The organism is Methylomonas rapida, from assembly GCF_024360925.2.
Classification (GTDB): domain Bacteria; phylum Pseudomonadota; class Gammaproteobacteria; order Methylococcales; family Methylomonadaceae; genus Methylomonas; species Methylomonas rapida.
Window position 1 is genome coordinate 415,365 of sequence record NZ_CP113517.1, and the last position, 24,474, is coordinate 439,838.

A 24,474-nucleotide genomic window follows, 5' to 3' on the forward strand; every position below is an offset into this window, starting at 1 on the left:
ATAGGCGATGAAAATAAAACGCTTTTTTGCAGCAGATATTCGTCAGGCCATGCGCATGGTGAAAGAGGAATTGGGCGCCGATGCCGTGATCATGTCCAATCGCTCGGTGGATGGCGGCGTCGAGATTGTGGCGGCGCGCGATTTCGACGAGCAGGTCATCCAGAAAAATCTGAAGCAACAGCAGGAAGATGAACTGGTGGCCAAGCGTTTGAAAAAATACGATTTGCCGGAATTCGCGGGCGACAATAAACCGTCGCATCTTGTCAGCAGCGCGCGCAAAAAAGGCAATGAAGCGGAAAGCCCCGTGCGCCGCAACATGGACCAGTATTTGGGCTATGCCGAGAAAGTGCAATTGGGCAATGTCAATGCGCAAAAAATCGCCGAAAAGCTCGCCGTCGTGGAGAAACCGGCTTGGGCAACGGGAGCCGCGACGCACAAAGTTGTCGCCGCGGAAGCGCCCAAACCTAACGTCGTGACGGCGTCCAAGCCCGCACCTGCTGCCGCGCATGATGGCTTTTTAGAAGAAATGCGCAAGGAAATGAAGGACATGCGCGCCATGCTGGACGCCAAATTATCCACTATTGCCCAGTTGCCGCGGGCGAACGAGCAACCGATACGCCTGGAGTTGCTGGATCGTTTGAGCGATTGCGGTTTTTCCAAAAATCTAGCCAACAAAATCGCCAATCGTCTGGGTAGTCACAAGCAAATCGAAACCGCGTGGACCAAGTCCCAGGAGATGCTGGCCAGAGTCGTGCCGATTGCCGATGATCGCTTGCTGGAACATGGCGGGATTGCGGCGCTGGTGGGGTCTACCGGCGTGGGTAAAACCACGACGATTGCCAAACTGGCCGCGCAATTCATCCTGAAGCACGGTACCCGGCAAATAGCCCTGATCACCACCGATAATTACCGGATCGGCGCGCATGAGCAAATCAATACTTACGGCAAGATTTTGGATGTACCGGTGCGGGTGGCTGGCGACGCCGAGGAATTACGTCAACATATTGACAGTTTCTCCGATAAACGTCTGATTCTGATCGATACCGCCGGCATGAGCCAGCGCGATCTGCGTTTGGCCGAACAACTGAAAACCTTGCAGCATAACGACCTGCCGATTCAGTCGTATTTGGTGATGTCGGCAACTACTCAATACAAAGCCGCTCTGGAAATCATGGATGCGTTTCATGCGCTGGAACCGCAAGCCACTATACTGACCAAATTCGATGAAGCGGCCAGCAAGGGTACGGCCTTATCGGCGCTGATCGAGCGGCGCATGCCTTTGTCATTCGTTACCGATGGCCAGCAAGTACCGGAAGATATTTATGCACCGGATGCGGATGCATTGATTCAGCAATGTCTGCTGTTGGAAAAAGACGATGATGACTTGGATGCCATGGATTATGATAACTGGATGGCGGAAAGTCATGCATAAACCATTCGACCAGGCGGCTGGAATAAGACAGATGAAAAATATGAAACCGGTACGAGTTATTGCCGTGACCAGCGGCAAGGGCGGCGTTGGCAAGACTAATTTATCGGTCAATATCGGCGTGGCGCTGTCCAAGGTGGGGAGGCGTGTCGCGATTCTGGATGCGGACATGGGCTTGGCCAATGTCGACATCTTGCTGGGCATGTTTCCGGAATTCAACTTGTCGCATGTATTGAGCGGCGAAAAAACCTTGAAGCAAATCATGATGACCGGGCCCGCCGGTTTGAAAATCATTCCGGCTTCATCCGGTATCCAGCGCATGTCGGATTTGTCCTCGGTCGAGCAAGCCGGCGTAATCCGTGCCTTTAGTGAAATAGACAAGGAATTGGATGTATTGATCGTCGATACCGCGGCCGGCATTTCCTCCAGCGTGGTGAACTTTGCTCGCGCCTGCCAGGAAATTATCGTCGTCGTGTGTGACGAACCCACCTCGCTGGCCGATGCCTATGCTTATATCAAGCTGTTGAACCGCGATTATGGCTTGAACAGCTTCCATATCGTGACCAATATGGTGCAATCCGCCGAACACGGGCAGGCCTTGTTCAACAAATTGAGCAAGGTGACCGATCGTTACCTGGATGTGGCCTTGCAGTTCGTGGGGGCTGTACCGAGTGACGACTACCTGAAAAAAGCCGTGCAAAAACAAACCCCGGTGGTGGAGGCGTTTCCGCAGAGCAAATCGGCACTGGCGATTAGAAATCTGGCGCGCAAGATCGATCATTGGCCGATCAAGTTCAAGGCCGGTGGTTATTTGGAATTCTTTGTCGAACGCATGATTCAATACAGCGCCAGGGAGGATGTGGCGTGAGCGGAGCGGCAATGTATGCTGCGATGCAGGCCGGCAACACCGACGACATGGTGTCCCAGCACGCGCCGCTAGTCAAGCGCATTGCCTATCATTTGATGGGGCGTTTGCCCGATACCGTGCAAATCGAGGATTTGATTCAAGCCGGCATGCTGGGGTTGCTTGAAGCCATCAAACACTATGATGCCGGTCAAGGAGCCAGCTTCGAAACCTATGCCGGCATTCGTATCCGTGGGGCGATGTTGGATGAATTGCGCCGCGCCGATTGGACGCCGCGTTCCGTGCATAAAAAAGCCCGCATGGTTGCCGAAGCGATTCGAGAGGTCGAAAATCAAGTAGGCCGCGATGTCAAGGATAGCGAAGTGGCCAGTCACATGGGGATCAGTCTGGAAGAGTATCGGCAGATACTGCAGGATACCCTGTCCTGTAAAACCTTTAGCGTCGAGGAATTGGTCCAGGGCGAAAGCGGCGTCATCGACGACATCCACGACGAAACGCAGCCTGAAGAGCAATTGATACAACAGCATTTTCAGCGGGCCTTGGCCAGGGCGGTTTCCGAACTGCCGGAGCGGGAGCGCTTGGTGGTGTCTCTTTACTATGACGAAGAATTGAATTTGCGCGAAATTGGGCAAGTCTTGGGCGTCAGTGAATCGAGGGTCAGTCAGATTTGCAGCCAGGCCATGCTGCGGCTCCGGGCCAGGCTTGCGGATTGGCTGGAACGGAAAGATAATGACGCAAGACGCTGATTTGTCATGATTACTCTGATTTTGGTGCAATTTTGCCTGCGGTTGACGCGCTTTTTAATAATGATGAAATAATCTGGGTGGAGATTATCCTTGGATAAAAACATGAAAATTCTGATTGTTGATGACTTTTCGACAATGCGCAGAATCATAAAAAACCTGTTGAAAGATCTGGGTTTTACCAATACCGTCGAAGCCGATGACGGCAAAACCGCGCTGCCGATTTTACAAAAAGGAGGCATCGATTTTCTGATTACCGACTGGAACATGCCGGGCATGACCGGGATCGATTTGCTGAAAGCCGTGCGCGCCAATCCCGCTCTGGCGAATTTGCCGGTATTGATGGTGACGGCCGAAGCCAAGCGGGAGCAGATCATTCTGGCGGCGCAGGCCGGCGTCAATGGCTATGTGATCAAGCCCTTTACCGCGGCGACGCTGAAAGAAAAAATCGAGAAAATTTTTGAACGGATCGATGGCTGAGATCGGGAGATTAAACGATGAGTAAGGATCTTCTGAGCCTGGCAAGAGACTTGGTGGCGGCTTTGGAAAAAGGGGACGAGGCTGTTTCCGATGCATTGCTGGATGAACTGGCCGGCCTGCGCGAAACCCAGCTATTCAAGGAAATCGGCCGGTTGACCCGTCAATTGCACGACACCATGGTCAGCTTCAGCGTCGACGCCAGGATTGCCGCGATGACCGAGCACGACATTCCCGATGCGAAGGAGCGTTTGCATTACGTCATCGCCATGACGGAGCAAGCGGCCGATCAGACACTGACAGCGGTGGAAAACCTGTTGCCGATTTCGCAAACCTTGAATGATCAGGTCGAGCAATTATCCGCCAAATGGGGACGTTTTCTGGACAGGGAAATGCCGCTGGCCGAATTCAAAGCCATGACGGCGGAAATCACCGAACATTTCAAGCAGTCCCAGGGCGGCTTGGCCCAAGTACAAGCCGGATTGAACGAGATTTTGATGGCCCAGGGATTCCAGGACATTACCGGCCAGATCATCCGGCGCGTCATCGAACTGGTGCAGGAGCTGGAAATCAGCATGGTCAAGCTGATCAGTATCTCCGGGCGCAAAGTCGCCTTGGGCGAAACGGATCAAACCCATCCTGAATTGCCGGGGCCTGTCGTTCCCGGCGTGGACGATAGGGGGGGGGATGTGGCTACCAGTCAAGTCGATGTCGACGACCTGCTGTCCAGTTTGGGTTTCTGAGGAATAGGCCATGGCGATTGATCTGGGCGACGAAATTCTGCAGGACTTTCTGGTCGAGGCCGGCGAAATATTGGAGCAGTTGAGCGAACAGTTGGTCGAGCTGGAGCAGTCGCCGCAAGACTATGATTTGCTCAACGCCATTTTTCGCGGGTTTCATACCGTCAAAGGTGGTGCGGGATTTTTAGCCATCGATGCCTTGGTGGAAATCTGCCATAACGCGGAAGACGTATTCAACGTGCTGCGGCAAGGCGATCGCCACGTTACGGCGGATTTGATGGATGTCATCCTGCAGGTGCTGGATGTCGTCAACGAAATGTTTGCGCACGTGCGCGCCGGAGAGACACCGCAAGCCGCGCCCGCCGATCTGTTGACCCGACTAAGAGCCTATGCCAGCGCGGAAGCCGCCGATACCGAGCCCGTCTCGCCACTACCTGCGCAAATTGAAGAACGGCGCGCCGAAATGCTGTCGCCTCAAGATTTGGTGGCGCAAGAGTTCGATGCCATGCTGGATGATCACTCGCTACAGGCCGGAGAGGAGCCGGTTTTCGGTGATGACGAAATCACCGAGCAGGAATTCGAAGACCTGCTGGATGCGTTGCACGGCAAGGGCGGTTCGCCGACGCCCAAGCAATCCGGCGCGCCGGCGGCCGATGACGAGCTGATCACCGAGGACGAGTTTGAGCAGTTGCTCGACGAACTGCATGGCAAAGGCAAATTCAAAGCACCGGTGACGCCGGCGACCGAGGCTACTGATTCCGGCGACATCACCGAAGAAGAATTCGAAGCGCTTTTGGATCAGTTGCACGGCAAGGGCAAATTCGACGGCAGTATCGCGCAAAAAGCAGTGACGCCGCCGGCGGCACCCGCAACCGAGGCAAAGCCGGAAGCGGTGGAACCATCCAGGCAAGAAGCCGAGGCGGAGCGGTTGAAACCGGAACCCGCGGCCGCGAAATCCCCGCCAGTTCCCGCCCCGCAAGCCAGGGAAGAGATTCGCGAGGAAGCGGACAAAAGCGTAAGCAAAATCGCCATGCCCGACAATTCGGCGGACAAAGCCAAAGCGCCTTCGGCGCAGGCCGATACCACCGTCAGGGTCGATACCCAGGTGCTCGACGACATCATGAATATGGTGGGCGAACTGGTCTTGGTGCGTAACCGGTTTCAGACCCTGAAAGCGAATCTGGAAGGCGGCGAACAGCTGGCCAAGGCCATATCCAACCTGGATGTCGTTACCGCCGATCTGCAATTGGCGGTCATGAAGACGCGAATGCAGCCGATCAAAAAAGTCTTTGGCCGTTTTCCGAGAGTCGTGCGCGATCTGGCCAGAAACCTAAAAAAGGAAATTCGCCTGGAATTGATAGGCGAAGAAACCGATTTGGATAAAAATCTGGTGGAAGCCTTGGCCGACCCCCTGGTGCATCTAGTCAGAAACGCTGTGGATCATGGTATCGAGATGCCTGATGAGCGCGTGGCCAAAGGCAAGCCGCGCGAGGGCGTCGTCATCCTGAAAGCTTCTCAGGAGGGCGATCATATCCAGTTGTCGATCCAAGACGATGGCAAAGGCATGAATCCTGATGTACTGCGGGCCAAGGTGGTGGAAAAGGGCTTGATGGATGAAGAGACCGCCGCCAGACTGGATGACAAGGAATGCTACAATCTGATCTTCTTGCCGGGATTTTCCACTAAAACTGAAATATCCGACGTATCCGGCCGCGGCGTCGGCATGGACGTGGTCAAGACCCGCATCGCGCAAATGAATGGCGTGGTGGAGGTCGATTCGGTCGAAGGCAAGGGCAGCAACATCATCATCAAAGTGCCGTTGACCCTGGCGATCATGCCAACCTTGATGGTCAAGTTGGCCGGTCAGGCTTTTGCGCTGCCGTTGGCCAGTGTACTGGAAATCCTGGATCTCGATCTCACCAAAACCAACAAAGTCGACAATCAATTGGTGGTCATGGTCAGGAACAAGGCCTTACCACTATTCTATTTGAGCGAGTGGCTGGTCAAGGAACCCAGTTACACGCCTAACAAGCAAAGCACGAGCAGTCACGTGGTGGTTGTGAATGCCGGCGGCAGGCAAGTCGGATTTGTCGTGGATCAGTTGATTGGCCAGGAAGAGGTCGTCATCAAGGCCTTGGGCGCCAAATTGCATGGTCTGGAAGGTTTGGCGGGGGCGACTATCACCGGTGACGGTAAAATAGCTCTGATTTTGGATGTGCCTGGGTTAATGAAAAAGTATGCCGGCTAACGCATGCCGCCTTTATGCGGAGCGAAGATTCATGGCGTTTGCCGACCAGCGCGCATTAATGGCAACTGGCGAATGCTTGCGGCCGACGCATTGACTTAAATAGTGAAGCGATGGATATTTTAAGCATCATCGGAGTTCTGGTCGGCTTTTCCTCCATCATCGGCGGCAACTTGATGGCGGGCGGTGAGTTTGATTCCCTGGTCAATTTGCATGCCTTTGTCATCGTCGTGGGCGGTACATTGGGCGCGACCTTGCTGCAATTTCCATTAAAAGTATTTTGGCGAGGATTGACCATTTTTGTCTGGATTTTCGTGCCCGAAAAGCTTTTATTGCAAAAGCAAATCGACAAGATCGTGCGCTGGAGCACGATAGCCAGAAAGGAGGGTTTGTTGGGCTTGGAGACGATCATCGACGGTGAAAAGGACGGATTTGCCAAGAAAGGCTTGCAGCTTTTAGTGGATGGCAATGAACCCGAAGTGATACGCGATTGCATGGAGGTCGAGCTGGCCACCAAGGAACATCTGGACATGCAGGCGGCAAGAGTATTCGATGCCATGGGCGGGTATTCGCCAACGATAGGCATTATCGGTGCGGTGATCGGTCTGATTCATGTGATGCAAAACCTGGCCAAGCCGGAATTGCTGGGCGCGGGCATTGCCACCGCCTTTGTCGCAACCATATATGGGGTCGGGCTGGCAAACCTGTTCTTTATTCCTGTCGCGAACAAATTGAAGGCGCATATTTTCCGCGCATCGCAAGCCAAGGAAATGATCATCGAAGGCATTTCCTCGATTGCGGAGGGTGAAAATCCTCGCAATATTGAATTAAAGTTGTCCGGCTTTCTGGTCGAGACCTAGGACGCTCAGCCATGACCAGGCGCAGGAGAAGATTCGTCGAGGAAAGTCAGCATCAAGATCGCTGGATGGTGTCGTTTGCCGACTTCATTACCTTGTTGTTTGCGTTTTTTGTCGTGATGTATTCAATCTCGTCGGTCAACAAGGGCAAGTACGAGACTTTTTCCGAATCCCTGGATAAGGCCTTGTTTCACAGCGAAAAAGTCATCAAAGAGGTTCAACCGATTCAAGTGGGCACGATTCCGACCCAAATTCAACCGATTGAATTGCCCAACTTGATTACCGTGTCGGAAGAAGAGCATCAACTGAGTGAAGAAATCATGGAAGAAAAACGCCGTTTGAACGAAGTTTCCGATGAGTTTCAGCGGGCGTTGCAGCCTTTCGTCGAGAGCCAGCTGGTGGGAATCAACAAGCATGACTTTTGGGTGGAGCTGCAAATGAACAGCGAACTATTGTTTGCCAGCGGTAAGGCCGAGTTGTCGCCCAAGGCCATGCCGGTGCTGGAAAAAGTGGCGGAAGTCGTGCGTGATGTGCCCAATGTGATCAATGTCGAGGGCTACACGGATAATGTGCCGATCTCAACCGGCATTTATCCCTCCAATTGGGATTTATCTTCGGCACGGGCCACCAGTGTGGTGAAGGAATTGATCAAAAACAACATCCCGCCAGAGCGCCTGTCGGCCGTGGGTTATGGCGAGTATCACGCGGTGGGCGATAACGCGACCGAGGAAGGGCGCTTCAAGAATCGCCGCGTCGTGTTGGTGTTGATGTCGCAGGCTTTCGCCCGTTATGGCATGAGCGACAAGGAGCGCGCCCGGGTTTTGAAGTTGGCGCCGCAAGAGGATGTGTCGAAACCTGTCGAAAAGGCGCCGGCGCTATGATGAAAATATGGGCGGTTTCCAATCAAAAGGGCGGGGTGGGTAAAACCACGTCCGTGGTGACCTTGGGAGGGCTTTTGTCTTCGTGGGGCTTTAGAACCTTGCTGGTCGATTTGGACCCGCACGGGTCGTTGACCAGTTATTTCAAGATGAATCCCGACCAGATCGAGTTCAGCGTCTATGACCTGTTCCGTGACGCCAGCGAGAGAAAGAAAAACGTCAATCCCGAAAATTATGTGGTCAAGACCGAGTTTGATGGCTTGAGCGTACTCCCCGCCGCCACAGCGATTGCCACTTTGGATAGGCAGGTGGCGCAAATGGGTGGAATGGGCTTGGTGATTGCAAGCGCCCTGGCCAAGTTAAAGGATGATTACGATTATGCCATCATCGACAGTCCGCCCATGTTGGGGGTGTTGATGATCAATGCCTTGGCGGCTTGTGACCATTTGATCATTCCTGTGTTGGCGGAATTTTTGGCTTTGAAAGGCCTGGATAGAATGGTGCATACGATCAATATGGTGTTTCATTCCCGGAAGACGCCACCCAGATTCACTATCGTTCCAACCATGTATGACAAACGAACCAAGGCTGCGCGCGAAAGTTTGGCGGCCTTGCTGCAACAGTATCCCGACAATGTCTGGAATTCAGTGATACCGGTCGATACCAAGGTGCGCGACGCCAGCCGGGTGGGGGCGCCATTATCGTTATTCGATCCGAATGCCAAGGCCGTAGAGGCTTATTCCGAATTATTGGAACTATTATTGCTGGATAAAGCCGGTGACAAATCTTTGGCGAATCGAGCATGACACAAGTCCAACCCAAACAACCTATCGTTCACCAGCAGCTGGCGCTGGACACTTATTTGAGCACACTGCTGGATGCTGTGCCTGACGCGGAAGAGAGTCTGTCTGTCACGCTAGAGAAACAACGCGGCAGAGTTGTAGACGCCGCCGAGTCTTTGCCGGAATCTCGACCCCAATCACACGCCGTCATCGTCGAGCCTGCGCTCGAGCCAAGGCTCAATGCTCTCGTGGCACTGGAAACTCCGGCTAAATTGCACCCACTTTCAGTGATGCCCGAGTGGGCGCAATACGAGTTTCAAGCCCTGTTTTTCAAGGTTGAGCATTTGATCTTGGCGACGCCTCTGACGGAACTTTCGCGGACAATCAAAATCGAGCGCAAGCCCGGCAAAATCCCGGGGCAGCCGTCCTGGTTCATGGGCTTGCTGGATGAAGCCGATAGTCGCATCGGCGTGCTGGATACGGGGCAGCTGATTTTTGGCAAGAGCCGCGGCAGTCAGCGAGACTTGGAGGCCAAGCCGTTCAAGAGTATTTTGATTACCCGGGACAAACGCTGGGGTTTGGCCTGTGACGAAATTTTATCGATAGGCCGCCTGAAGCCGGAAAAAGTCAGATGGCGAACTTCCAGGCAAAAACGGCCTTGGCTGATCGGCACCGTCATCGAAGAACTGACGGCAATTATCGATTTGCAGGAATTGGTACCGCATCGAAAAAGATAAACTTAACTTATTTGGATGAAATGACATGAGCGAAGACAAAAAACAAAGCGATCCCATCATGCAATGGGTGACTTTTTGCCTGGGCGAGGAAAAATACGGTATCAATGTGATGCAGGTGCAGGAAGTCTTGCGCATCAGCGAAATAGCACCAGTGCCCGGCGCGCCGTCTTATGTATTGGGTATCATCAATTTGCGCGGCAATGTCGTGACGGTGATCGATACCCGCAATCGTTTTGGCTTGCCGTCGAAAGAGCCGGACGATGCCTCGCGCATCGTGATCATCGAAACGGACCGGCACATCATCGGTATTTTGGTTGACAGTGTCGCCGAAGTCGTGGAAATGCGCGCGTCCGAAATCGAAACGGCGCCCAATGTAGGCAACGAAGAAAGCTCGAAATATATCCAGGGCGTGACCAGTCGCGACAACAAATTGTTGATTCTGGTGGACTTGAATAAATTTCTCAGTGAAGATGAAAAAGCCGAGCTGGACATGTTTTGAAACATTCAGATGCCAGGAGGATTTGTGTCAGAAATAATGCCCATACCGCCCAGTCCTCCTTTGCCGGGCGTGCAAAAAATCGAAACGGATAAACAGCGTAAAAAACCTACGGCTAAACGGCAATCAAAAGAGGATGCTTCGCTAAATCGACAAGCGCCTAACGATCAACCAGCCCAGCACATTGATGAAATTGTCTGATGAATGAGGTCTTCTTGCTTGTCACCGTAAGCGCTTTCGCCTCACTGTTGATGGTGGGCGCCATCATCTTGCATCGCTTATGGCGCCAGCATAGCAAGCTGAAGCAAGAGGTAGAGCACCTGACCTTGCAGTTGCAAGGGGGGCTAAAGGATGTGGCGGGTTTGTGTTCAGCCGCTGTCGCCGTCGATCGCCGCTTGGCCGCCAATGAAAATGGTGTGAGCAGCTTGCTGAATGCTTTAAATCGCCAGCCGCCGGAAGCCGCTCAGCCGCCTGTGTTTGAGGAAGCCGTTCAGGAAAATGCCTCGCAAGGTTACGAACATGCGATCCAACAAATTCGTGATGGCGCCAATGTTGATGATCTGGTCAAGCATTGCGGACTCACCCGTGATGAAGCCATGTTATTGATGCGCCTGCATGGCAAGCCGCGGCGATGAGTAACAAGTCTTGTCAAAGATATTGGTCCACGCCTAACTGGGCGCGCGTCAGGCTCTTATCGTTCACTCGCGCCAATAAACGCTGATAATTGACATCGTGCTGGCTTCGGTCGTTCTGTCGATGCCACAGATGCAACACCGGTATCGCAAAGCGGCCTTCCTTGCGTTTGATATTTTGATGGATCAGGCGTATGGCGAGATCGGAATCTTCGTAGCCCCAGCCTTCAAAACATTCATCGAAGCCATTGACGGCGATGAAATCGGTTTTCCATACAGCCAAATTGCAGGTCATGGCTTTTTGCCAACCTTGCGGATTTCGATAGCGCCAATGATGCCATGGCAGATACAGCAAGGGCAGCAAGCGGTTGATGTCGCGCTTGAGCCAGTTGACCAAAAAGAAAAAGATGCTTTGTTGATGCAGCTGGATTTTTTCTTGGATTACCTGGTTAGTCAAGACTCGGTTCAATAATAGCCGATTGCCCGGCACGAAATAACCAGGTTCCGCTAGCAGCCGATGTCGGGCGATGAAGTTTGGGAGCATCACGCAGTCACCGTCTACAAACAGCAGGTATGTGCCACGGGCTGCGGCGACCGCCTTGTTCCGAATGCCGCCAGCCCTGAACCCCCTATCCTCATGATACACATGGCTTATGGGGATTGGGCTGTTTTTCATCATGCGCTTGACTAATTCCTGGGTCGCTGCCGTGGAACCATCATCGGCCACGATGATTTCAAAATCATCGTCGCGTTGCGCCAGCAAACTCTGGAGGCAAGCTTCGAGGGCTTCTGGCCAATTATACGTGGTGACGACTACCGAGATGGCGGCATTCATTTATTTTTGTTGGTCAGGTGAAGTTCGCGCAATTTCAAATATTTGTAATAACTGCCTTCGGCATTGGAAATGGCCAGCATTAAACCTTCCGCGCCATCCAGAAATGCAGCTTTAATGAAATAAGTGCGCATGAATGTCCACCAGCCTTTGAGTAGTGCGTGAGGTAGGTTGCTGGATTTACCCCGCTGGAATAATTTCCGCGCCCCTAGAGAAGAATAGGTGTTGACCTTATGCAGGACCTCATCGTTATTGACGTAAGCCTCATGCAAAATCGGATTTTGTAATCTTTCTATGATACCCGTTACTTCGATGTGTTCATGGACGACATCGTCGCTAAAACGGCCAGTCGTGCGCCGGAATAAACGTAATACATAATCTGGCCACCATCCCCCATGTTTCATTTGCCTGCCACAATAGCTGGACAAGCGAGGGATTTCAAAGCCCTGAATATCTGTTTTTAGCATCGCGTCTTGTATTTCTTGTTGCAAGGCTGCACTGATTTCCTCATCCGCATCCAGCGATAGCACCCAGTCGTATTTCGCTTTTTCCAGCGCGCGCTGCTTCTGTGGACCGAAGCCTGGCCAGTCAGTCACGAAAACTTGATCGGTAAATCGTTTGCAAAGATCAACCGTGTTATCGGTGCTGCCTGAATCCAGCACTATGATTTCATCGGCCCAGCGCACCGAGTTTAGGCAGCGCTCTATATTTTGGGCTTCGTTATGGGTGATGACAATGACGCTAAGCATGGTAAATAGTAATCGCTAGGAATGGATAATGTATTTTTCCGGTTGTGTACAAATATTCTTCAAGCGCCTTGCAGTAATTAAACAATTGAATAAATATTTTTCACAAATGCCCCATGTACTACAGGTCGAGACATTTTGTTCAAGGATGCGGTAGCACTAATTAAAAATAAAATTACAACCATTCAAAGCCGCCATTGACTCGATTGCCATGCAGTGTCATGCCATGCAATTTCAATTCATTGTCACGCCAGAGTTTGGCTTGATGTTGCCTTTGTATTTTACCGAGTTTGCGCTGCAACCAGCTCTGGTTTAATAACCGGTAATTATAGCGATAGCCCAAACCTTGTTTGCTATCAAGGCCGCGCTCCCGTTTCATGGCGGTTTGAGTAATGGATCCGTAATGATGCAACCAGGATGAACCGGTTATGGCACAAGGAATACCCGCTTTCTCGGCCTCATGAAAAAACAAAGTGTCCTCGTAGCCTAATAATTTCGGCACGGGTTGAAAATAACCTATCTCGGGCCAGACTGAATCATGAATGGCCAGACAGACCGCATGCCGTCCACCCAGTCTCAAGACGGTTGACATTTTCCGACTTGCGTCATTAGCGAAATTATCGAAGTCGTAATCCAGTGGACCTTCAATCAATGCGGGGGAAATGATTTTTAGTTTATTTTTCTCGGCGGTTTCAATAAGGTTTTCAAGCCAGTTTTCAGAAACGATCACATCATTATTCATGATAATGGTCCATTCCGCTTGTAGCTTGAGGGCTCCCTGATTCCAGGCAACGCCACACCCTAAATTGGAATCATTTAATATAAGATCGCCAATTGGAAGTGCTTTCAAGTATTCCCTGGTATTATCAGTGGAGCCATTGTCTATAATAATCAACCGGCTTAAGTCCAGCCCGTGTTTTATCATGCTATCAATACACTGGCGGGTATATTCAACCTGATTATAACAAGCAAAAGTCACTGCATATTTAAGAGGATTCATCAGTTCAGGGTTTAATCGATAAGGAAGTGGATAAGTCTTTGAGACGCGCTACCTGTGAGGCAAGGCCGGCAATGGTCAGGCCATAAAACGTGCTGGTATATTTCAAGGTAAATACTTCTATACTAATACTGGAAAATATCAGGCAAGTGGTAAAAGCAATGCCTAGATTACAGGCTAATTCGGTTTGCTGGTTGCGTCTATTTTGCCAGAATAATCTTAATGGGATAAAAAATAAACACAATGTCGAAAGCCCTCCTAACGCTCCTGAACGCAGCAAATTGGCCAGAAATTCGTTATGAGGCCCGTTAACAATGGTTTCCTTGATATATGGGGTTGCTATATTCTGTAACCAAGGATCGTTAAGGTGATTTTTGAAGCCTATATCGCCATATCCATGGAATGGGCTATGTTTATAAAGTTCCCAAGATACTTGCCACATACTTAAACGAACACCTGTTGATGTATCGGGATTTGAGTTATCCAGCCAGCTCATAATTTCGCTAAATGCAGAGCCCAATCGTGTGGTTGTTTCCGGAAATAAATAGAGGCCGAACAGGCCAAATAACAAAATAAATGGTAGTATGAAAAAAACAGTTGAACGCATATTCAGGCTGTTTAATTTGAAATTTATCCAAAGTAACAGCAATGGAGGAATGCCAAACCAGCTGCCCCTCGTTTTTGAGCCTATCATCAGATAGACTCCAGCAATCAAACCTAATAATAAAAGTAATTGTTTGCCTTTTTTGGGTTCATGTGGGTTTATCGAGAACAAACAAAATGCGGTTAAAACTAGCACATAAACCCCGAAGGCGTTAGGGTCGACAAAAGGCGTGGCAAATCTTCCACCCCAATGGTCTATTGTCTTGAGGTATTGATGAGCGATAGGCAATAGAATCAAGAGAGCCAAGGGGGCGCATAGGCTCAGAATGGCTGCATAATCTATTTTTTTGTAAATGAAATAAAGAAATATCGGGATGGAAAAAAACATGCGAGCGGGCGCGTCATAAGCTTTGAACAGCCAGTCCTGTCTTAATAATTGGCTGATTAAAATTGCCAGGACGGGTAGCGCCAAAGTAAAGGCGATAGCAGCTAATGTATTGAATGGTAAGGAAGTTATTGCGTGATTGTAGGCGGTCTTGAATTGTATTAAAGCTGGAATCAATATTAAAAATAAACAGGTGTTTGTCCATCCTTTTACCGACAAGAAGCCCAATATACTGCTGGCAATGAGGATTATTAAATAAGCATCAAGCCAGTTTGATTTTGTTTTTTTCAAGATTGTTCGATAGTTAAAAATCATGTGCTTTTAAAAGTAAGTCATTCCGTGTTCACTGGCCGTAGCCATCTTGCATATTTGTCCTGGTTTTGGATTAGATAGGCAGGAAGGTCATCGTTGATGGGTTGGCATTTAAATCGTGCCGTTGGATTCAATATATCCAGGCCATTATTGATTTTTTCTTTTATTTTTTCCGGATCTTTATATTCCGGAGTGTTATATTCCTGGTGAGCAAAGCTCTCCAGTTTCTTTATCATTTGAGAAATATCGGCAATCCAGGTGAAGTGCCAGCCACCATTCGCTATGTATTGAGTCTTGAACTTCTTGAGCCAATAGCGCTTCAATCCGCGTAACATGCCGGATGACTTATAGTTACGAACCCGTTCCGCGCCGCGAAAAAATTGTTTGAAGTTTTTGAAGGTTACAATCCTTGAACCATGCCATATGATGGGTGTTCCATTGTTAACGCATATATTGTTTAAATAATAAGAGTATGCGTATTGTTCAAAATCGCCGCGCAAGTATTTTTCAGGATTGAATTGCTTTATGGCTTCTGGTCGGGGTATTTCATCCAGGTCCGAAATCATGATCCAGTCGTGATCTTCGGCATCAAATAATCCGTTTTCAATATAATCTCGTTGATATCTTTCGTTACGCCAGGCATCAGTGGTATCAAAAGGATGTTCTTGAATCAAAAGATAACGAATCTTCTGTTTGAATTTTTTGAATTTTTCTAAATCAAAATTTATCGGTTTTTCATTGCCTGAAATGGTTTTTGTCGATTCAACAATGACAAAGTAGTCAACATGGTTCCAGAGTGTTTCCAGGCGTAATTCCAGCAGCATGTCTTCATTAAAATAACAAAAGCAATCGTAAATTTTAGGATTCATTTTGTATGATGGTTATTTTAAGAAATAATCTTCGATTTGCGACCTAAATATTGCGGGCTCGCTTTTCAAATATGCTCTATAGTCATTGAGCGCATTGAAGTGGGCGTCAAAATTTTCAAATATGTCTTGGGCCAGTTTCTTGAATGAGGGTAAAAAATCTGGTTTTGAACTATCCATCTTATAAATATCAGGAATTGGCAAGTCTATCTTGTTACCCGCCGACCCCAGTATGCCGGTAATCAAGCAGCATCCATGCATGGCGGCTTCTCTTGGCATCCGGTCGCGGCCTGGATGGTGGCCGAAATCGATATAAAGCTTGGCGGTGCTAAGTTTTTCGGATAATTCTTCCCGATTTAATCCGGAAAGAGGAATAAACTGCCACTGAGGATTATCCTTTATGATTTTCGCAGTGACTTTTTTGCCCTTGGTTGGGTTGTACAGGATAATATTTTTTTTGTTTTCTGTGGATTTTATGTGTTTATCCGTTAAGAATTCTTCATTTATCGAATCAATCAAAGGGATGGGTTGAATGCCACACGACTTCAGGTATTGGGTGGAATGTTCTGTTTGCGAGAAATGGATGATACCTTTTAAAGCTTTTGCCCCTCCCAAAGGTCTTTTGCCTTTCAGAACACGTTTGAAATAACGGAATTTATCGTAAAGTGGAGAGATATGCCTCCGTTCCAGAAAGTTCTCCAAGGATAGCCACCAAAGAGCGGCTTGTGCATGTTTTACTTTTAAGGCAAGTTCTGGATAAACTTCGGGGAATATGATCAGATATCCGGCGCGATCTTCATACATCGAAACAGGGGCGGTGTATTTTAGGTAGGGTGTCGGCGTATTGGCCGCCTTGTTGAATGGTAAATATGTGATGAATGCCGGGAGGCCAAGGCTATTCATATGATCAACTAATTGATGCAAGGCCTCCGGTCCACCCGTTACCGCATTTGACGGACAAACCACCAGGATTTTATCGAATTTTCTGGTTTGATTGGTTGGCGGGTTACTGCTATTCATATAAAATCCTGTATGGGTACTATATTAAACCGGTTGATGAATTAGTTCATCATTAATTGATTTTGGAAAAAATATTTATTTTTAATAATTCGAAAAATAAAATGACAAGAGGCTTGATAATTACGGAATGACTAATTTTTAATTAAATCCAGGCGAGTTGATTTAATGGCCTCGATTACTTTTTGGACTGTTAATGTATCCAAGCATTCGCTATGGCTTTCTCTATTATTTTGACAGCCTTCCCGTTGGCAGGGCACGCAATTTTTAGCGTTTTTACCCTGGATCAAATAAACATTATTGACCCTGCCGGAGCCCGTGGGTGCAAATGGGGAGTGGTTTGCCTGGAAATCGAATGGCCATGGCGCCCATTTGTGGGGATCGGTTGGCCCAAAAATGGCAAAAGTCAATGTTCCTGTCGCGGCCGCCAAATGTGTAATGCCCGTGTCGGGGCCTATGAAAAATAATGCATGTTTTATCAGTGCGGATAGCTGCGCCAACGATAGTTTGCCGGCAAGATTTGTCACTGGGGACTCCAGTTTTTTTTCGAGTGCTTCCAGTTTTCTTTGCTCGGCGGGGTTTCCGCTGCCCGTTAAAACCACCGTGATTTGTTGCTTGGCAAGATAGTTTATCAATTCCCGCCAGCCGTCCATATGCCATTCCTTGTAGCGCCATTGCGGCACTGTGTGAATCACTACATAAGGCGAGGAGGGTAAGGGTAAATCCACAAAATCGGCGCTTGGCGGCGTCAGCTTGGGAATGGCCTTAATGCCCAATATTTGACAAAAACGCAAGTTTTCCAGCACGACATGATTGTAATCAGCGGGAAAAACCAGCCAGGCCGATAATAAGCGTTTTTTCCACCATGCTTTTGTTGGTTCATCCGGCACGAAGCCAATGCGGCTTTTCCCGGCGATGACGGCAATCAGTGTTGGCCTATCTCCCGCTTGTGTTGAAATCGCAAGATCATATTTTCGAAAAAGGCTAACGAGCAGTTTGCCGAATGCTATTATCCCGCTTTTGTTTTTTAGGCAAATGATCTGATTTATGTGGGGATTGCCCTCCAACATGCCGGCATTTGACTGAAAAGTCAAAACATCTAGTATCGCCATCGGATAAGCTTGTTTCAGCGAGCTGATTAGCGGCGTGGTTAACAGTGTGTCGCCCAAAAATCGTAAGGTTATCACTATAATTCGATTCGGCTCTGTTTTGATAAGCTGTTTGACTGGCATTTCAGCATGGACTCATTAGAAGCATAGGCAACATTTTAAAGGTAAAAGCTATTGAATACCCTGGTAAATTCAAATAAGAAAATGACAGACGGTCAAATCTACAAGCGCCTAATGAGCTTTGTACTCCCGTATTGGCGCATGTTTGTGATAAGTGCCATCGGATTTGCAATCTATGCGGCAACCGAACCGGCAGTGGTGATGGTCATCCAGAAAATGATCGATAGCTTTGGTGGAGCAAGTGCCGATAAACAGCAAATTCAATATCTGCCGGCGCTGTTCATCGGATTATTCATCGTGCGCGGCATTGGCGCTTTTTTGGGCAATTACTATCTGTCTCGCATATCGGGCAATCTGATTCACAAGCTACGCTGCACCATCTTCGACCATTATACCCGCTTGTCGGTACAGTATTTCGACACCCATAACAGCGGCTATATGATTTCTCGTATCACCAACAACATTGGTGAAGTTACGCGAGCGACTTCTGATTCGGTAAGATCCTATGTCAGGGAAGGGTTCACGGCGGTGGGTTTGCTTTGGTATTTACTCTATACCAACTGGAAATTGTCATTGATATTTTTGGCTATTGCTCCCGTAGTGGTACTGATGGTGCGTTACGTCGGCAAGCGGTTGAAGCGTTTAAGCCGCAACATGCAGGATACCGTGGGCGACCTGACGCACATTACCTCGGAAATGGTTTCCGGTAATCGTATTGTCAAAAGCTTTGGCGGAGAACGCTACGAAAGGCAGCGATTTAAGGATTGCAGTTTGGAAAATCGCAAGCAGTATCGAAAGCTGATCATGACAATGTCGCTGAATAATCCCTTGATGCAGCTTTTGATTTCGATTGCCTTGGCCGGCATGATGTATTTGGCCATGATGATCATGAAGGCATCCAGTGCTGGCGAGTTTGTCGGCTTCTTTACCGCCGCCTTTTTGCTGCCTAAGCCTATTCGAAATCTGAGCGATGCCAATGCGGAGATTCTACGCGGACTAGCGGCGGCGGAAACCCTATTCGAAGTACTGGATGAACCGATTGAAAGGGATGAGGGTGATTATGAAGTCGAGCGCTGTCAAGGGCGCATCGAGTTTAAAAATCTGATTTTCAGTTATGCAGGCAGTGAAACGCCGGCGCTAAAGGGGATCAATTTAACAATAGAACCAGGGCAAACCGTTGCCTTGGTTGGCGCTTCCGGTGGCGGCAAAAGTTCCTTGATTAATTTATTGCCGCGTTTTTATGATTATGCCGACGGTGAAATTTTGATCGATGGCGTAGAGCTTAAGCGCTATAAATTGGATTGCTTGCGGCGGCAGATCGCCTTGGTCACGCAACACGTTACCCTGTTTAATACCACCGTTGCCAATAATATTGCCTATGGCACCTTGCAAAATGCCGAGCGCAGTCGAATCCAAAAAGCCGCGACGGATGCTTATGCGATGGATTTCATCAATAAAATGCCGCAAGGGCTAGATACCGAAATCGGTGAAAACGGCGTCAAATTATCCGGCGGTCAGCGCCAGCGATTGGCGTTGGCGAGGGCTCTACTGAAAGATGCGCCGATTCTGATTCTCGATGAAGCGACATCGGCTTTGGATACCGAGTCGGAGCGCTACATTCAGGCGGCACTGAATCATGTCATGAAAGGGCGCACGACGTTGGTGGTCGCTCACCGGTTGTCTACTATCGAAAATGCTGATGTGATCTTGGTAATGGAGCATGGACAGATTATTGAGCGAGGCTCTCATCGCGAGTTATTGTCGCGTGATGGGGCTTATGCCAAGTTACATAAAATGCAGTTTCAAGATGAGGATAGAGCTTGATGGCGGCAAATCACGAGCAAAATCCAGTGGGTTTTATCTGAATCCGTGACTCCATATACTGAACTGAAGCATGCTGGCGCCGATATTGAGCCGGTCGCGGTTGGTTAACGGCTCAGATGCAAGCCCTTCAGGTGACTAATGCAGCGTTGTAAGGACGCTTGTTGCTGTTCGATGCTGTCACACAATGCAAATTGAGCCAGAGCGCGCGTTAAATTTTGTTGGGGCTCGGCAGTTTTGAAGTAACGATCCCCGCTCAGGTAATCGTTGAAAAAACGCAGCCCTAATTCAAATGGAATCAGCCAAATGGCGTCATACAGATAATCGCAATCCTGGGCGCTGAAAAAATCGCCGGATTCCCGCAGGTAATTTTGCAGAATGACGCGGCAGCGCTCCAGGTCGAAGCGATTGCTGTGCTTGTCATGGCAGCACGAACGCAGGCAATCGGCGATGTCGTAATGCAGCAAGCCCGGTTTGACGGTGTCCAGATCGATCAGGCTGACGATGCGTGTGCTGCCGGGTTCGAACAAAAAATTGTTCAGCTTGGGGTCGCCGTGTATTACCCGTTCCTGTAACGCGCCGCTGGTTTTGGCGTCTTCGAGAACATCAGTCTTGCCTTGATGGGTCTCGATGAAATCGATGCATTTTTCAAAGGCCTCATCGGATATGATCTGGAGTGGTTGCTCGATTAACCGTTTGTACTCTAGCAAATAACCCGGCGTGATATGGAAACCGGGCAGGGTGTCGTGCAGCAGCGAGGGGCATAGGTCCGCACAGAGATGATGGAAATGGGCGAGGGCAAAGCCGATTTGGCCAGCTTCATCGATATGATGAATACGATTTCTGCTCTCCGCCGGCTGGATCAGTTGCAAAGCGCGCCATAGCTGCTCATCGTCATCGAGGTAAAAAGGTTCGCCCGGTTGGGTCGGGAGCAGTTCGGGAATTTGCAAGAACACCTTTGCCGTCGGTTTTTGCTGGATATGGCGGCCTAGCTGTATCAGATTGTCCATGACCAGCTGCGGTTGAGGAAAGACTTGCGGATTGATGCGCTGGAGTACGAACTCCTGAGAATTGCTCCTGACCCGGTAGGTGTCATTGATCAGGCCGTTACCTAGCGGCTCGATAGCGAGTGCAGTCTGGTGGCCGGCAAATTGCGCGGCAACTTGTTGCAGTTTCTTGTTCACCACCGGGCAAGTTGCTGACGGAGCAGGCGCAGAGCCTGGCCGCGATGGCTGAGTTGATTTTTGGTCTCGGGCGCCAATTGAGCCGACGAACATTGGTGATCTTCCAGCCAAAAAACCGGATCGTAACCGAAGCCGTTCTCACCGATGGCTTGCGGCAAGATAACCCCTTCCCAAGCGCCCTGGGCGATCAATGGCGTCGGATCGGCGGCGTGGCGCAAATAGACCATCACGCAGATGAAGCGGGCGGTGCGTCGTTCGCTTGGAATGCCCTGCATATCATGTAACAACTTGTCCAGGTTGGCTTGGTCGGAAGCGCCAACGCCGGCATATCGTGCCGAAATCACCCCCGGCGCGCCGTTCAAGGCATCGACCACCAGGCCGGAATCGTCGGCGATGGCCGGTAATTGGCAGTGCAACGCGGCATTGCGGGCCTTGATGATGGCGTTTTCGACAAAGGTCAAGCCGGTTTCTTCGGGTTCCACCACGTTGAAATGCGACTGCGGCAAGATGTTGTCATTTTGCAAGATGGCTTGAATCTCGCGAATCTTGCCGGGATTGCCGCTGGCTAATACGATAGTAGACATACAATTATCAATAAGCGGGTTTAACGGGCGCTATCGCGGTTATCCAGGCTTTTTGCAATCTTCAAGGCTTCTTGCTGTTTTTCGAGCAATTGGCGAATGCCTGCTTCGGCTAATTCCAGCATGGCGTTGAGTTCTTCTTTTCGGAAGGCATGTCCTTCGGCCGTACCTTGTACTTCAATGAAGTGACCTGCTTCATTCATGACCACATTCATGTCGGTTTCGGCCTGACTGTCTTCGGCATAGTCCAGGTCCAGTACCGGTACGCCATTAAAAATGCCGACCGATACCGACGCCACCTGGCCATGCAACGGATTTTTCTTGATGCGATTGATTTTTAGCAGATGCTGTATCGCGATGGATAAGGCGACAAAGCCGCCGGTAATCGATGCTGTACGCGTGCCGCCGTCGGCTTGGATCACATCGCAATCGATGGTGATGGTGTTTTCGCCCAAGGCCTTCATGTCCATGGCTGCACGTAGCGAGCGGCCAATCAGGCGCTGGATTTCCAAAGTGCGGCCGCCTTGTTTGCCGCGTCCGGCTTCCCGGTCCATCCGGCTATGCGTCGAGCGCGGCAGCATGCCGTATTCCGCCGTGACCCAGCCTTCGCCTTTGCCCTTTAAAAAACGCGGCACGCTGTTGTCGACACTAGCCGTGCACAAAACCCGGGTGTCGCCAAACTCGACCAATACGGAGCCTTCGGCATGTTTGGTGTAATGGCAGGTAAAACGTATTTCGCGCAGTTGATCGGGAGTGCGTCCGCTTGGTCTCATGATGATCTCGCCAGATAAAAACTGCGGCATTATACTGGCTTTGGGTGGCGAATTTTGAACTATTGACGGGCGAAATACCGGGTTCAAGGCGTCAGCGCCTGTTTCAATTCCTGCACGCTTTGCGGGCGGTTTTCCGGTTGAATCGCCATTGCCCAGTCTATGGCTTGCAATAAATAGTCCGGGATTTTGCGCTTATATGCCTTCGCAGCCGGTATCAGCGCGTCTTGCAACAGACGGTCGGTGGATGCCGGTGGGACACGAAAATCCAGACAAGCGCGCATGCTGGCGCCGATGGCATAAATATCGGTCCAGGGGCCGAGATTACCGTTATTGATGTATTGTTCGATGGGCGAAAAACCGGTACTCAATACTTTTGCGCGTTGGTTGTTGGTGTGGCCAGGAAACTTGCGAATCGCGCCAAAATCCAGTAGCAGCGGGTCGTTATCCGCGCGAATCAGGATATTGGCGGGTTTGATGTCCAAATGTATCAGTTGGTGCTGGTGGATGAGCTCGACGCCTTCCAGCAGTAATTTGAAGGCGGTGAGTAAAAAGCTTTCCGTGATCGGTATGACCTTTTTGTGCAGCAGGCGATCCAGCGTGATGCCGTAATCATAGGTCATTACCATGTACACGGTCTCATGGGCCTGGAAAAAATTGATGACTTCGACGATGTTATGATGTTTCAACGTGGCCAGTACCTTGGCCTCCTCAAAAAATAGCGCGCGGCCACGCATGAACATCGTGCGGGTTTCTGCGCTATTCGGCACGACCACATTGTTCCAGGTCCGATGCGCCAGCTTTCTGGGTAGATATTCCTTGATCGCTACTTGAACCTGATCTTCCAATTGCCTCGCCAGGTACACGGAGCTGAAGCCGCCATGCGCAAGCTCACGCTCGATCATGTACTGATCTATAATGGTGCCCGACTGTAGATAATTCCACTGTTGTGGATACGTTTCCGGGTCGTAGTATTCGGCCATTGTTTGTTCGGTTTGCGGATTCTTGCCGCGATTATAGGTGAAAAATGATTAGAAGCATGACTGCATTCGCTGACGGCGAAATGAATGTCGATAACTTGACCATTCTCTGCGAATTACGGTCTGTGAACCATCGTTATGCCGATGTCGGCGTCAAATTGCCCGAGCGTTTGCGTTTTGCCGAAGCCGATGTGCGCCGGTTGGTTGCCGATAAGCTCAAGCGGGGTAAAATTGAATGCGCTTTGAGCTATAAAAAACAAGCGGAGAGTCAAAGTTTCAACATAAATTTAACGACGGTACGCAATTTGTTGGCCGCCACCCTTGAAATAGAAGCTCAAATGACTAATCCGCGGGCGTTTTCGGCCTTGGATGTCTTGATGTTTCCGGGGGTGCAACATGAAACCGAAATCGAAAAAGAGGCCTTGCGGGAAAAGATCATTGGCTTGGTAAACGAGACGCTTGATAAACTGCTGGATACCCGCGCTCGAGAAGGCGCGCAACTGGCAAATTTGCTGGCCGATCGCTGTGAAAAGGTATTGCGGTTGGTGGAACAGGCCAATAATCGCATGCCAGAGGTGATGAGTCATTTGCGTAACAAACTGATTTCTCGGGTCAATGAATTGGTCGCGGAGCCGAACTTCGATCGCCTGGAACAAGAGTTGGTGCTGCTGGCGCAAAAACTGGACGTGGCCGAAGAGCTGGACCGTTTGCAAGCTCATGTCGCCGAAGTTTTGCGGGCGCTGAAACAAGCCGAGCCGATAGGCAGGCGCCTGGATTTCTTGATGCAGGAAATGAATCGTGAGGCCAATACGCTAGGCTCAAAATCCGCCGATCGGGAAATGACACAAATTTCGATCGATCTTAAAGTGTTGATCGAGCAGATGCGGGAGCAAATCCAGAATATTGAATGAGGTTTCAGACTGTCCTAACCAGTCTCATTAAGCCACTATAGCCCGTGTAACACGTAAGATGTGGTCAGACCGTGTAGGGCGTATTGGCGATAGCGTAAAGCGCCGGATGAAGACAAGCATGCCCCGTTGGTTATTGCACCCTACTGTGCTTAATTTGATTGCGGTCATCCGTTTTTCTGGGTTGGCTGTGAAGTTTCGACCCCAAGCGGCCATCGGCTGTACCGAAAACTGAAAGACTCAGCTAGTGTTTAAAGCGGTCATCAACAACAGGTTTGTGTGGGAGATAGTTTCAGGGGTAAATTATTGAGCACCATAAGAAGCCACCTCCCAAGCGAGGATTTTGAACCGCTTGAAATGTT

Annotated in this window: 26 protein-coding genes; 15 read left to right on the top strand and 11 right to left on the bottom strand. The window is 49.9% G+C overall.

Features of this window, described 5'->3' with window-relative positions:
• Nucleotides 1–7 precede the first annotated feature (7 nt).
• The 13 genes from flhF to NM686_RS01970 all read left to right on the top strand — a co-directional run bounded on the left by flhF (nt 8) and on the right by NM686_RS01970 (nt 10,884).
• The gene (gene flhF / locus NM686_RS01910) at nt 8–1,432 is read left to right on the top strand and encodes a flagellar biosynthesis protein FlhF (RefSeq protein ID WP_255190262.1); all 1,425 of its coding nucleotides are present in this window, start codon (nt 8–10) and stop codon (nt 1,430–1,432) included.
• Nucleotides 1,433–1,463: 31 nt separating this feature from the next.
• The gene (locus NM686_RS01915; protein WP_255190263.1) at nt 1,464–2,297 is read left to right on the top strand and encodes a MinD/ParA family protein; all 834 of its coding nucleotides are present in this window, start codon (nt 1,464–1,466) and stop codon (nt 2,295–2,297) included.
• A gap of 11 nt (nt 2,298–2,308) precedes the next feature.
• A complete protein-coding gene (locus NM686_RS01920) occupies nt 2,309–3,040 on the top strand; it encodes an RNA polymerase sigma factor FliA (protein WP_255190465.1) in 732 nt (243 codons plus the stop codon).
• A gap of 102 nt (nt 3,041–3,142) precedes the next feature.
• Nucleotides 3,143–3,517 carry a chemotaxis response regulator CheY gene (gene cheY / locus NM686_RS01925; RefSeq protein WP_255190264.1) on the top strand — a complete coding sequence of 125 codons (375 nt, stop codon included), beginning with the start codon at nt 3,143–3,145 and terminating at the stop codon, nt 3,515–3,517.
• A 17-nt stretch (nt 3,518–3,534) separates the two neighbouring features.
• The gene (locus NM686_RS01930; protein WP_255190265.1) at nt 3,535–4,257 is read left to right on the top strand and encodes a protein phosphatase CheZ; all 723 of its coding nucleotides are present in this window, start codon (nt 3,535–3,537) and stop codon (nt 4,255–4,257) included.
• A gap of 10 nt (nt 4,258–4,267) precedes the next feature.
• A complete protein-coding gene (locus NM686_RS01935; protein ID WP_255190266.1) occupies nt 4,268–6,502 on the top strand; it encodes a chemotaxis protein CheA in 2,235 nt (744 codons plus the stop codon).
• A 110-nt stretch (nt 6,503–6,612) separates the two neighbouring features.
• Nucleotides 6,613–7,359, top strand: coding sequence for a flagellar motor protein (locus tag NM686_RS01940; protein WP_255190267.1), 747 nt, complete (start codon nt 6,613–6,615; stop codon nt 7,357–7,359).
• An 11-nt stretch (nt 7,360–7,370) separates the two neighbouring features.
• Nucleotides 7,371–8,237 carry a flagellar motor protein MotD gene (gene motD, locus NM686_RS01945; protein WP_255190268.1) on the top strand — a complete coding sequence of 289 codons (867 nt, stop codon included), beginning with the start codon at nt 7,371–7,373 and terminating at the stop codon, nt 8,235–8,237.
• Entirely contained in the window at nt 8,234–9,040 is an 807-nt protein-coding gene (locus NM686_RS01950; RefSeq protein WP_255190269.1) for a ParA family protein, read from the top strand. Before motD ends, NM686_RS01950 begins: the two co-directional genes overlap by 4 nt.
• Nucleotides 9,037–9,753, top strand: a complete 717-nt coding sequence (locus tag NM686_RS01955) for a chemotaxis protein CheW (protein ID WP_255190270.1) — start codon at nt 9,037–9,039, stop codon at nt 9,751–9,753. Before NM686_RS01950 ends, NM686_RS01955 begins: the two co-directional genes overlap by 4 nt.
• A gap of 25 nt (nt 9,754–9,778) precedes the next feature.
• Nucleotides 9,779–10,252 (top strand): chemotaxis protein CheW, encoded by a 474-nt coding sequence (locus tag NM686_RS01960; protein ID WP_255190271.1) that lies wholly within the window; start codon nt 9,779–9,781, stop codon nt 10,250–10,252.
• 24 nt (nt 10,253–10,276) lie between these two features.
• Nucleotides 10,277–10,450 (top strand): hypothetical protein, encoded by a 174-nt coding sequence (locus NM686_RS01965; RefSeq protein WP_255190272.1) that lies wholly within the window; start codon nt 10,277–10,279, stop codon nt 10,448–10,450.
• Nucleotides 10,450–10,884 (top strand): DUF2802 domain-containing protein, encoded by a 435-nt coding sequence (locus NM686_RS01970; RefSeq protein WP_269022260.1) that lies wholly within the window; start codon nt 10,450–10,452, stop codon nt 10,882–10,884. Before NM686_RS01965 ends, NM686_RS01970 begins: the two co-directional genes overlap by 1 nt.
• A gap of 13 nt (nt 10,885–10,897) precedes the next feature.
• Here the strand turns inward: NM686_RS01970 and NM686_RS01975 are convergent, their stop codons facing one another.
• The 7 genes from NM686_RS01975 to NM686_RS02005 form a co-directional block, all read right to left on the bottom strand.
• Complete coding sequence (locus NM686_RS01975) at nt 10,898–11,716, bottom strand: glycosyltransferase family 2 protein (RefSeq protein WP_255190274.1); 819 nt, start codon at nt 11,714–11,716, stop codon at nt 10,898–10,900.
• Entirely contained in the window at nt 11,713–12,462 is a 750-nt protein-coding gene (locus NM686_RS01980) for a glycosyltransferase family 2 protein (RefSeq protein ID WP_255190275.1), read from the bottom strand. The genes NM686_RS01975 and NM686_RS01980 overlap by 4 nt, the downstream gene beginning before the upstream one ends.
• Before the next feature lie 172 nt (nt 12,463–12,634).
• Entirely contained in the window at nt 12,635–13,459 is an 825-nt protein-coding gene (locus NM686_RS01985) for a glycosyltransferase family 2 protein (protein ID WP_255190276.1), read from the bottom strand.
• A gap of 4 nt (nt 13,460–13,463) precedes the next feature.
• On the bottom strand, nt 13,464–14,735 hold the full coding sequence (locus tag NM686_RS01990; RefSeq protein ID WP_255190277.1) for an O-antigen ligase family protein: 1,272 nt from the start codon (nt 14,733–14,735) through the stop codon (nt 13,464–13,466).
• Nucleotides 14,736–14,776: 41 nt separating this feature from the next.
• A complete protein-coding gene (locus NM686_RS01995) occupies nt 14,777–15,625 on the bottom strand; it encodes a glycosyltransferase family 17 protein (protein ID WP_255190278.1) in 849 nt (282 codons plus the stop codon).
• A gap of 12 nt (nt 15,626–15,637) precedes the next feature.
• Nucleotides 15,638–16,642, bottom strand: coding sequence for a hypothetical protein (locus tag NM686_RS02000; protein ID WP_255190279.1), 1,005 nt, complete (start codon nt 16,640–16,642; stop codon nt 15,638–15,640).
• Between the two features lie 131 nt (nt 16,643–16,773).
• A complete protein-coding gene (locus tag NM686_RS02005) occupies nt 16,774–17,871 on the bottom strand; it encodes a glycosyltransferase family 9 protein (RefSeq protein WP_255190280.1) in 1,098 nt (365 codons plus the stop codon).
• 81 nt (nt 17,872–17,952) lie between these two features.
• Here NM686_RS02005 and msbA point away from each other — a divergent pair, with 81 nt between their 5' ends.
• The gene (gene msbA / locus NM686_RS02010) at nt 17,953–19,692 is read left to right on the top strand and encodes a lipid A export permease/ATP-binding protein MsbA (RefSeq protein ID WP_255190281.1); all 1,740 of its coding nucleotides are present in this window, start codon (nt 17,953–17,955) and stop codon (nt 19,690–19,692) included.
• A gap of 104 nt (nt 19,693–19,796) precedes the next feature.
• On the opposite strand, the gene NM686_RS02015 is transcribed toward msbA, so the two are convergent.
• From NM686_RS02015 to NM686_RS02030, 4 genes are all read right to left on the bottom strand, one after another.
• Nucleotides 19,797–20,876, bottom strand: coding sequence for a phosphotransferase enzyme family protein (locus tag NM686_RS02015; protein WP_329959160.1), 1,080 nt, complete (start codon nt 20,874–20,876; stop codon nt 19,797–19,799).
• The gene (rdgB, locus tag NM686_RS02020) at nt 20,870–21,457 is read right to left on the bottom strand and encodes an RdgB/HAM1 family non-canonical purine NTP pyrophosphatase (RefSeq protein WP_255190283.1); all 588 of its coding nucleotides are present in this window, start codon (nt 21,455–21,457) and stop codon (nt 20,870–20,872) included. Before rdgB ends, NM686_RS02015 begins: the two co-directional genes overlap by 7 nt.
• A 20-nt stretch (nt 21,458–21,477) precedes the next feature.
• Nucleotides 21,478–22,227, bottom strand: coding sequence for a ribonuclease PH (rph, locus tag NM686_RS02025; protein ID WP_255190284.1), 750 nt, complete (start codon nt 22,225–22,227; stop codon nt 21,478–21,480).
• 83 nt (nt 22,228–22,310) lie between these two features.
• Entirely contained in the window at nt 22,311–23,207 is an 897-nt protein-coding gene (locus NM686_RS02030) for a serine/threonine protein kinase (RefSeq protein WP_255190285.1), read from the bottom strand.
• A 56-nt stretch (nt 23,208–23,263) separates the two neighbouring features.
• On the opposite strand from NM686_RS02030, the gene NM686_RS02035 reads away from it, so the two are divergent.
• Nucleotides 23,264–24,115, top strand: a complete 852-nt coding sequence (locus NM686_RS02035) for a YicC/YloC family endoribonuclease (protein ID WP_255190286.1) — start codon at nt 23,264–23,266, stop codon at nt 24,113–24,115.
• The last annotated feature ends 359 nt before the right edge of the window (nt 24,116–24,474 follow it).